Origin of the sequence: Nonomuraea sp. SBT364 (assembly GCF_001083785.1) — a bacterium.
GTDB lineage: Bacteria > Actinomycetota > Actinomycetes > Streptosporangiales > Streptosporangiaceae > Nonomuraea.
In genome coordinates this window covers 1-9,698 of record NZ_LAVL01000248.1, presented here as the reverse complement: position 1 = coordinate 9,698, position 9,698 = coordinate 1, and the positions used below count along the sequence as shown (strand labels likewise).

Sequence of the window (9,698 nt, the reverse complement as noted above, 5' to 3'; positions counted from 1 at the left end):
GGATACGGGCGGGGGTGCCGGGGGTCGGGCTGCCGGTGATGGCCGACCAGGCGTTGTGGGCGTCGCGGCTGGCGGCGCTGGGAGTGGGGCCGGCGCCCGTCCCGTTGCGGCGCCTGACGGCCGGGCGGCTGGCGGACGCGCTCCGGGCGGCGGTGACCGAGCCCGCCTATCGGCGCAGGGCCCGGGAGCTCGCCGCGGGGGTGGCGGCGGAGGACGGCGCGGGCGCGGTGGTCGAGGCGGTGAACCGGCTGGCCGGCGGGTGACACCCCCGATAAGGGTGAGGAAATAGTGGTATGTCGGGTTATGGCGATAGATGGGTAGTAACGCCATTGGTTGCGCCAATCCGGCGCTCCTGTCCGTACAGGGGGGAAACACCATGGCTGACACGAAGAAGAAACCCAGCGCCAAGTCCGGCAAGGCCAAGAAGCAGGCCATCAAGTCGAGCCGGCAGGTCAAGGAGACGAAGAAGGAAGCCACCACGCGCCCCGAAGAGGCGTAGCGCGGTGATGTGATCAGGCAGCCGGGACCCGGCTGCCTGATCGTCTGTGGAGGGCGCCATGTCCGGTTATCTGCGCTTCCCCGCGGTGCTGCGGGACGTCGTGGTGTTCGCCGCCGAGGACGACCTGTGGATGGTGTCCGCCGAGGGCGGCAGGGCGTTCCGGCTGACGGCGGGGGTGGCCGAGGCGGGCTACCCGCGCATCTCGCCGCGCGGCGACCAGGTCGCGTTCGTGGGGCGCGAGGAGGGGCCGGAAGAGGTGTACGTGCTGCCGACCGGCGGCGGCGCGGCGCGGCGGGTGACCTTCCACGGGGCGCGGTGCACGGTGACGGGCTGGGATCCCGAGGGGCGCATCCTGTACGCGAGCGACCAGGGGCAGCCGTTCGAGGGGCGCAAGTGGCTGCACCGGGTGGAGCCGGGCGGGGTGCCGGAGCGGCTGCCGTACGGCCCGGCCAACTCGATCGCCCACGGGCCGGGGGGCATGATCGTGCTGGGCCGGAACACGGCCGACCCGGCGAGGTGGAAGCGGTACCGGGGCGGCACGGTCGGCGACCTGTGGATCGACCGGGAGGGCGACGGCGAGTTCCGGCGGCTCATCCGGCTGCCGGGCAACCTGGCCTCGCCCTGCTGGAGCGGGGACCGGGTGTGCTTCCTGTCCGACCACGAGGGCGTGGGCAACGTCTACTCGTGCACGCCGGGCGGCGACGACCTGCGCCGGCACACGCACCACGACGGCTACTACGCGCGCAATCTGTCGAGCGACGGGCACCGGCTGGTCTACCACGCGGGCGCCGACCTGTACCTGCTGGATCCTGGCGAGGAGCCGCGCCGGCTGCGGGTGTCGCTGGCCAGCACGCGCACGCAGCGCAACCGCCGCTTCGTCGACGCCGCCGACTACCTCGACCACGCCACGCTCAGCCCGGACGGCAGCGCGCTGGCCGTCACGGCGCGCGGGAAGGCGTACGGGATGGCGGGGTGGGAGGGGCCGGTGCGGCAGTACGGGGAGCCGGACGGCGTCCGTTACCGGTTCCTCACCTGGCTGAACGACGGCCGCCGCCTGATCGCCGCCGCCAGCGGTGACGACGACGAGGAGGCGCTGGTGATCCTGCACGGCTGCGACCGGACCGGCGGCGGCGGCGCGCGGCCGGTGGCGCGGCTGGGGCGGATCACCGCGCTGGTGCCCGATCCCGCCCATGACCGGGTGGCCGTCACCAACCACCGGCACGAGCTGCATCTGGTGGACCTGGCGGCCGGCCGTACCGTGCTGGTGGAGGCCAACCCGCACGGCGCGCCCGAGGACCCGGCGTGGTCGCACGACGGGCAGTGGCTCGCCTACGCCAGCCCGCTCAACGCCCAGACCACCGCGATCAAGCTGCACCATCCGGGCACCGCCCGCACGGTGACGGCCACCGAGCCGCTGCTGCGCGACTCGCGGCCGAGCTTCGACCCCGGGGGCCGCTACCTGTACTTCATCGGCCAGCGGGTCTTCTCCCCCGCCTACGACCAGCTCCAGTTCGACCTGTGCTTCCCGCTGGGCACCCGCCCGTACGCGGTCGCGCTGCGCGCCGGCGTGCCGGACCCGTTCGTGCCCGAGCCCCGGCCCCTGCACGCAAAGGACGACGAGGACGAGGAGGGCGAGGAGGAGGAGCCGGAGCCGGTGCGGGTCGAGGAGGAGGGGCTGGCGCGGCGCGTCACCGCCTTCCCGCTGCCGGAGGGCCGCTACGAGCGGGTGGCCGGGCTGAAGGGCAAGGCGCTCGTCCTGACCAGCCCGCTGCAGGGCGACAGCACCCTGCAGTTGTACGACTTCGCCAAGGGCAGCGGTGAGACCTTCGCCGACGGGGTGGCCGACTTCGAGCTCGGCCGCGACCATCGCACGCTGCTCTACCGCACGACGGGCGACCGGCTGCGGGTGGTGAAGGCGGCCGAGCAGCCGGGCGACGACGAGACGCCGGGGCGCGAGAGCGGCTGGATCGACCTGTCGCGGATCAAGGTGTCGGTGTGCCCGGAGGCGGAGTGGCGGCAGATGTTCCGCGAGGCGTGGCGGCTGCAGCGCGAGCACTTCTGGACCGAGGACATGGCGGGCGTCGACTGGCCGGCCGTCCACGACCGCTACCGGCCGCTGGTGGAGCGGGTGACGACCCGGGGCGAGTTCTCCGACCTGCTGTGGGAGCTGCACGGCGAGCTGGCCACCAGTCACGCCTACGAGAGCGGCGGCGAGTACCGGCCCGGCCCCGACTACAGCCAGGGCAAGCTGGGCGTCGACTGGGAGCACCGCGACGGCGTCTACCACATCCGCGCGATCGTCACCGGCGACCCGTGGGACCCTCGGGCGACCTCGCCGCTGAACCGCCTCGGCGTGGACGTCCGGCCGGGCGACGCGGTGCTGGCGATCAACGGGGCGCCGATCGGCGCGGCGGCCACCCCGAACGAGCGGCTGGTGAACCAGGCCGGGGAGGAGGTGGAGCTGACGCTGCGGCGGGGCGAGCGGGTGTTCGCGGTGACGGTGCGGGCGATCGCCGACGAGCGGCCGGCCCGCTACCGCGACTGGGTGAACCTCAACCGGGCCCGGTGCCACCAGCGTTCCGGCGGCCGGGCCGGCTACCTGCACGTGCCGGACATGGGGCGGGCCGGGTTCGCCGAGTTCCACCGGGGGTTCCTGGCCGAGTACGACAGGCACGCGCTGATCGTGGACGTGCGCTTCAACGGCGGCGGGAACGTCTCGGCGCTGCTGCTGGAGAAGCTGGCCCGGCGCCGCCTCGGTTACGACTACCCGCGCTGGGGCGACGCCGAGCCGTACCCTCCGGAGTCGCCGCGCGGCCCGCTGGTGGCGATCACGAACGAGTGGGCGGGCTCCGACGGCGACATCTTCAGCCATACCTTCAAGCTGCTCGGGCTCGGCCCGCTGGTGGGCAAGCGGACGTGGGGCGGGGTGATCGGCATCTGGCCGCGGCACACGCTCGCCGACGGGACGGTGACGACGCAGCCGGAGTTCTCCTTCGCCTTCGACGACGTCGGCTGGCAGGTGGAGAACTACGGCACCGATCCGGACATCGAGGTGGACATCACCCCGCAGGACTACGCGGCGGGCGTGGACCGGCAACTGGAGAAGGCGATCGAGGTGGCGCTCGGCCTGCTGGCGGAGGGCCCGGTGCACACCCCTGATCCATCGCATAGGCCGCGGATGCAACCTTAATACCCCCTATGGCGTCTAAAGATCATAGAAGTGGATAGCGCCACGGGGATGGACGGTGCACACCACTCGCTCGACCCGGCGCCGTTGGGTGTTGTTCACACCACCGGCCCCGGATGTGACCGTATTGTCGGCCGATCGGGGGTTCTTCAGTTGCGCGGACTGGCGCGTAGAGGCAAGTCGGCGATGGCCCGGCTGTACCGGGGCTACAACCGCAGGAGGGCACGGCAGGCGCCGCCGCCCTCGACACGGCAGATCAGGATCCTCCTGCTGCACGCCAACGGGATGGGCGGCACGATCAGGACGGTGTTCAACCTGGCGGGCTACCTGGCCGAGCGGCACGACGTGGAGATCGTGAGCATCCTGCGGGAGGCCGAGGAGCCGTTCTTCCCCATCGATCCCCGGGTGCGGTTAACCTACCTGGACGACCGGCTGAACCCCGGCCCCGACCCGGTGCGGGCGATGCTGTCGAAGCTGCCCAGCAAGCTCATCCCCCCGGAGGAGAGCGCCTACCACCGCTTCAACCTGTGGACCGACCTGAAACTGGGGCGGTTCATCCGATCCCTGGACACCGGCGTCCTGATGGCCACCCGCCCCGGCCTGAACCTGGCCGTGGCCCAGCTCGCGCTGCCGAGCGTGATCACGATCGGCCAGGAGCACGTGGCGCTGCGCACCCAGCCCGAATCGGTGCAGAAGCTGATCAAGTGGCGCTACCGCCGCCTGAACGCCCTCGTCTCCCTGACCAAGGCCGACCAGCGCGACTACCGCGAGGCGCTGCCGAAGGGGCCCAAGCTGGTCCGCATCCCGAACGGGGTGCCGCCGATGACGGGCGACCTGGCCAAGCTCGACGCCAAGGTCGCGGTCGCGGTCGGCAGGATGACCCGCATCAAGGGCTTCCACCGGCTGATCACCGCCTGGGAGCAGGTGGCCGAGGCGCATCCGGACTGGCGGCTGCGCATCCTCGGCGCCGGACCGCAGGAGGACAAGCTCCGCGAGCAGATCGCCGAGGCCGGCCTGGAAGGCAAGGTCGAGCTGCCCGGCCCCACCCCCGACATCGGCGCCGAGCTGGAGAAGGCGTCGATCTACGTGATGAGCTCGCGCCACGAGGGCTTCTCGATGACGATCCTGGAGGCGATGGCCAAGGGGCTGGCGATCGTCAGCTTCAACAGCCCGCACGGCCCCAAGGAGATGCTGACCGACGAGGTCGACGCGCTGCTGGTCAAACCGCGCACCAACGCCAACCTGGCCGCCGCCGTCATCCGGGTGATCGAGGACGAGCCGCTGCGCCGCCGCCTGGCGGCCGGCGGGCTGGAGACGGTCAGGACGTACGACATCGACAAGGTCGGGGAGCAGTGGGACGCGCTGCTGGACGACCTGCTGGCCCGCCGGGAGCGCGCCGCGCTCAAAGCTCTGAGCCCGTGAGCTCCACCGGTTCGGCTATCACGTCGACCAGGGCGCCGTTGCGGTAGACGGTGATCGGCAGCGGCCGGCCGATCGCCTCGGCGAACATCAGCCGCTGCAGGTCCTGCGCGTCGCCGACGGCGCTGCGGCCGGCGCTCAGCACCAGGTCGCCCGCCCGCAGCCCGGCCCGGCCGGCGGGCGAGCCGGGGATCACCTCCGCCACGCGCAGCGCGCTGTCCTGCCCGGTGCGCCGCCGCAGCGGCTCCGGCAGCGGCGCGGGCGAGGTGACCAGGCCGAGGAAGGCCCGCCGTACGCGCCCGTCCCTGATGAGGGCGGCGATGATGGCCCGGGTGGTGGCGTTGACCGGGACGGCCAGGCCGACGCCCGCGCCGGCGACGGCGGTGTTGACGCCGACCACCCGGGCCTCCGAGTCGGCGAGCGCACCGCCGGAGTTGCCCGGATTGAGCGCCGCGTCGGTCTGGATGACGTCCTCGATCAGCCGGACGGCCGAGCCGCTGCGGGCGGGCAGCGACCGGCCCAGCCCCGACACGACGCCGGCCGTCACCGAACCGGCCAGCCCGAGCGGATTGCCCACGGCCACCACGAGCTGCCCGACGACGAGCTCGTCGCTGTCGCCGAGCACGGCCGGCTCCGGCGTGGGCACCTCGGCCCTGATCACCGCCAGGTCCGACAGCGGGTCGCGGCCGACGACGGTGAAGCCGCCCGAGGTCCCGTCGGCGAAGGCGACCGTGCCCGACCGGACCCGGCCGACCACGTGCGCGTTCGTGAGCAGGAACCCGTCGGCGGTGAACACCACCGCCGACCCGCTCCCCCGCCCCGCCCGCAGGCCGGCCACCTTCGGTAACAGCTCGGCGGCCACCGAGGTGACGATCTTCGAGTACGCGTCCATGCTTACATCATTACAACGCGATCCAGTCGGTGACCACATTCGTGCCGCCGGCGGGCCGGCACTGCAGCCGGAACGCCTGCCCGGGCACCGGCCGGAACACGAAACACCCCGACTCGTCGATCGCCGACGCCACCACGTCCCCCGTCACCAGATGCGTGTACGCGGTGCCGGCGCGGGCCGGCACCACCTGGCCGAGCAGCGCCTCCTGGCCCACCTCCAGCTCGATGGTGAGCTCGCCGGTGGCGAAGATCAGCGCGCGCAGCGGCGCGAGCTCGGCCCCCCGCGTCGCCGCCGCCACGCCCTCCAGCGCCGAGTCGTAGGTGAGCGCCGCCAGCTCGGCGTCGATGTCGTACCACGTGAAGATCGCCTTGCCGGCCGCGACGAAGTCCTCCGGCACCTCCTCCGCGGCGCCGAGCGCCTGCTTGAGCGCGGCGAAGAACCGATCGTCGTCACTCCACCACGGCGTGACCATGCCACTCGCCTTCTCCCTGGTTCTCCCGTTCGGACCTGATCAGGGCGGCCACCACCGGAACCTGGCGCAGCTTGGCAAGGCACCGGGCCCGGGTCGGGCCGATGGCGCCGACGGGCATGCCGAGCGCCTCGCCGATGTCGGAGTAGGACGCGGGCGGCTGCCGCATCAGCATCGCCAGCAGGGTGCGGCAGCGCTCGCCGAGCTGCCGGAACCCCGCCACGAGGGCGGCGTCGCGCTCGGCGTCGAGCAGCTCCCGGTCCAGCTCGGGCGAGCCGGCGCTGACCAGGGCGTCGGCCTCGGCCTGGCGGCTCAGCCGCTGCTGGCGCTCGGACTGGTGGGCGTTCCTGAGACACTCGCGCCGGGTGGCCGTGGCCAGCCAGCCGGGCAGCGCCGCGGGCTGGCGCAGCCGGGGCAGCTGCTCGACCAGCGACAGCCACACCGTCTGGCTCACGTCGTCGGCGTCGGCCCGGCTCAGCCGGAACGCCTTGCAGATCGACCACACCAGCGACGCGTAGCGCTCGACGATCTCGTCCCACGCGTCCTTGTCACCGGCCCGCGCCCGCACCACCAGGGCGACGACCGATGGATCGTCTCGCATGTCCGTGTGCTCCCTTCCCGGCCCGGCCCACCCAGCAAGGGTGAACGCAGATGGCCGGTGCGTCCAGGCGAGACACGGCATCGGACTGCGTGAGCGCGCGAGGACGGGCGGGATCGTGGCCATGTCTGCTCTTCGCTGCTCGACGACTGCGGTCACCATGACGGAGCCGCCGTGCCTCACGGTTGATACACATCCGTTAGAAAAATCACCCGTATCAAACGGGGGCCCGCGTGCTCTACAAGGTGTGGGCGCGGGCACGGGGGCCCCGCGCCCGATCACCCCCGGTCGCACGGGAACAGCGCACCGCCCACCTCCGCCACGTCCCGGGCGGCGGCGAGCACCGCGTCCCTGGCGTCCCGGGCGGACTCGCCGGTGCGCGCCATCCGGCCCGCGATCAGCCCGGCGACCAGCGGCGCGGCGAACGAGGTGCCGTCCCACCTGGCCATGCCGGCGAAGTTCTGCACGGCGGGGCGCTTGGGCGGCTCCCGGTAGGTGTACTCGCCGGTGGCGTAGGCGTTGACGTGGCCCTCGCCCGGCGCGTAGACGTCCACCCAGGGGCCGTAGTTGCTGAACCAGGAGCGGTGCGCCCCGTCCGGGCCGAGCGCGCCCACCGACACCACCCAGTCGAAGGCGGCCGGGTAGAACGGCCGGTCCGTCGCGTCGTTGCCGGCCGCCGCGACCAGCACCACGTCCGGGTGCGCGGCCCGGAACGCCTCGAAGCCGAGCGACGTCCAGTTGTCACGGGTGTAGGTGCCGGCCGACAGGTTGATCACGTCGGGCGCGGGCGACTGGGCGGCCAGCGCCTCCAGTTTGGCGATCATGACGTCTTCCAGCTCCGCGCCGGAGGCCGAGAAGTGGTCGACGACGGTGATCTCCGCCGACGGCGCCTGGCAGGCGGCCACCCCGGCCGCGAACGTGCCGTGCCCGGCGAACGCCGGGATCCGCGGCAGCCCGCTGATCGGCGAGGGCGGCCCCAGCGGCTCCAGTTCGCCCGACACGTTCGCCAGCCACGGGTATGCGGCCGGGTCCAGGCCGAGCCAGCCGGTGTCGCTGACGCCGATCCGCACCCGCCGCACCGCCTCCTCCTCCGGACAGGGCGGCGGCCACGGCCGGTCGGGGCTCCCGGCGGGCACCTCCGGCTCGGTACCGGGGCACAGCCGGGTGATGTGCAGCACGTGCACCGGCGAGGCCGGCGGCAGGCGGCCCTCGTCACCCCCGCCCAGGCGGTCCTCGATGATGGACAAGGCGTCCGGCACAGTCATCCCGCCGTCCTCGGCCTCGTCCAGCGACAGCACGGCCAGCTCCGCCGTGCCGCGCTCACGCAGGCGCCGCGCCCGCGGCAGCACTTCGGTGATCCGCTCGACGTTGCCGTCGCGGTCCAGCGCCAGCAGATGGTCCGCCTGATACAGGTAGTCCACCTGGCCGGCGGGCGTGTAGGCCACCTCGGCCTGGATGCCCCGCGCGGCGAGCGCGTCCTTGACGAGCCGGAACTGAGCGTCGAACACCGCATCCATGTGTTGCCTCTCCCAGGCGTCGCAACGGCGACTCGGACATCACGTTTACCCTCCTCTATATCGACGCAGAGTTGCGGGCGCTACAGCGGACCGTTAAACCTCGAAGCATGCCGGCGGATCCCGAACCCACCGCACCCGCCCCCGAAGAGCTCCTGCCGCTCGCCCTCTCGCGGCCGAACGAGGCGCTCGACCGGGCCCGCGCCCTGCTCGCGGCCGGGCCGCCGCCGCTGACCGCCTCCATCGCCCGGCAGGCCGTCGGGATCGTGCTGCGCGAGTTCGGCGACATCGACGCCGCCGTCCGGGAGCTCCAGGCCGCGCGCCGGCTGGCCCGCCGATCGGGCTCGGCGGAGCGGGAGGCGGACGTACGCGCCACGCTCGGCGTCGCGCTCGCCTTCGCCGGCCGCACCACCGCGGGCCGCAACGCCCTGGACGCCGCGGTACGCCAGTCGTCCGGGCAGCTCAACAGCCGCATCCTGCTGCGCAGAGGCGGTGTGCTGGCGACGCTCGGGCTGCACCGCGACGCGCTGGCCGACCTCAACAGCGCCGTCGCCGCGCTGCGCGACGACCTCGTCTGGCAGGCGCGGGCGCGCACCGAACGCGCCTCCTGCTACCTGGCGCTCGGCTCCGTCGGCCGCGCCGCCACCGACCTGGCCCGGGCCGAGGAGCTGTTCAACGCCACCGGGCAGGAGCTGGAGTCGGCCGACGCCATCGTGCACCGGGGCGTGCTGGCGCTGCGCATCGGCGACCTGCCGGCCGCGCTGGCCTGCTTCGACCAGGCGGCCGAGCGGTTCGGCAAGCTCGGCACCCCGGACCCGAACCTCAGCATCGAACGCTGCGCCGCCCTGCTGGCCGCCGGGCTTCCCCAGGACGCCCTGGACGAGGCCGCCGCGGCCATCGCCCGCCTCGACCGCATCCACGGCCAGGCCACCAAGCGGGCCGAGCTGCTCCTGACGGCCGCCACCTGCGCCCTCGCGGCGGGGCGCCCCCCCGCCCCGCCCGCCCCCGCCCCCCCGGCCCCCGCCCCCCTCCCCCCCCCCCCCCCCCCCCGGTGGCGCGCCCCGTCTCCTATTCACATATTCCCACCCCCCCCGCCGCACCACAACTCGGATTACGTCTT

General features: G+C 73.4%; 9 protein-coding genes. 5 read left to right on the top strand and 4 right to left on the bottom strand.

Annotation, left to right across the window (positions count from 1 at the left end; genetic code table 11):
- The 4 genes from ADY59_RS52070 to ADY59_RS44975 all read left to right on the top strand — a co-directional run.
- Positions 1 to 263: nucleotide disphospho-sugar-binding domain-containing protein (locus tag ADY59_RS52070; protein WP_331459589.1), on the top strand; the 263-nt coding region annotated here is incomplete at its 5' end.
- Positions 264 to 376: 113 nt separating this feature from the next.
- The gene (locus ADY59_RS53620; RefSeq protein WP_269433693.1) at positions 377 to 499 is read left to right on the top strand and encodes a hypothetical protein; all 123 of its coding nucleotides are present in this window, start codon (positions 377 to 379) and stop codon (positions 497 to 499) included.
- A gap of 58 nt (positions 500 to 557) precedes the next feature.
- The gene (locus tag ADY59_RS44980) at positions 558 to 3,689 is read left to right on the top strand and encodes a S41 family peptidase (protein ID WP_049576786.1); all 3,132 of its coding nucleotides are present in this window, start codon (positions 558 to 560) and stop codon (positions 3,687 to 3,689) included.
- 150 nt (positions 3,690 to 3,839) lie between these two features.
- On the top strand, positions 3,840 to 5,108 hold the full coding sequence (locus ADY59_RS44975) for a glycosyltransferase family 4 protein (RefSeq protein WP_049576769.1): 1,269 nt from the start codon (positions 3,840 to 3,842) through the stop codon (positions 5,106 to 5,108).
- Here ADY59_RS44975 and ADY59_RS44970 read toward each other — a convergent pair.
- From ADY59_RS44970 to ADY59_RS44955, 4 genes are all read right to left on the bottom strand, one after another.
- A complete protein-coding gene (locus tag ADY59_RS44970; protein ID WP_197094156.1) occupies positions 5,089 to 5,997 on the bottom strand; it encodes a S1C family serine protease in 909 nt (302 codons plus the stop codon). The two genes, ADY59_RS44975 and ADY59_RS44970, sit on opposite strands and share 20 nt — an antisense overlap.
- 10 nt (positions 5,998 to 6,007) lie before the next feature.
- On the bottom strand, positions 6,008 to 6,469 hold the full coding sequence (locus ADY59_RS44965; protein ID WP_049576754.1) for a hypothetical protein: 462 nt from the start codon (positions 6,467 to 6,469) through the stop codon (positions 6,008 to 6,010).
- Complete coding sequence (locus ADY59_RS44960) at positions 6,447 to 7,067, bottom strand: RNA polymerase sigma factor (protein ID WP_049576753.1); 621 nt, start codon at positions 7,065 to 7,067, stop codon at positions 6,447 to 6,449. The genes ADY59_RS44965 and ADY59_RS44960 overlap by 23 nt, the downstream gene beginning before the upstream one ends.
- Before the next feature lie 275 nt (positions 7,068 to 7,342).
- A complete protein-coding gene (locus ADY59_RS44955; RefSeq protein ID WP_082310885.1) occupies positions 7,343 to 8,581 on the bottom strand; it encodes a S8/S53 family peptidase in 1,239 nt (412 codons plus the stop codon).
- A 107-nt stretch (positions 8,582 to 8,688) separates the two neighbouring features.
- On the opposite strand from ADY59_RS44955, the gene ADY59_RS52065 reads away from it, so the two are divergent.
- A partial coding sequence (locus ADY59_RS52065; protein WP_197094155.1) for a tetratricopeptide repeat protein occupies positions 8,689 to 9,698 on the top strand: 1,010 nt, incomplete at its 3' end.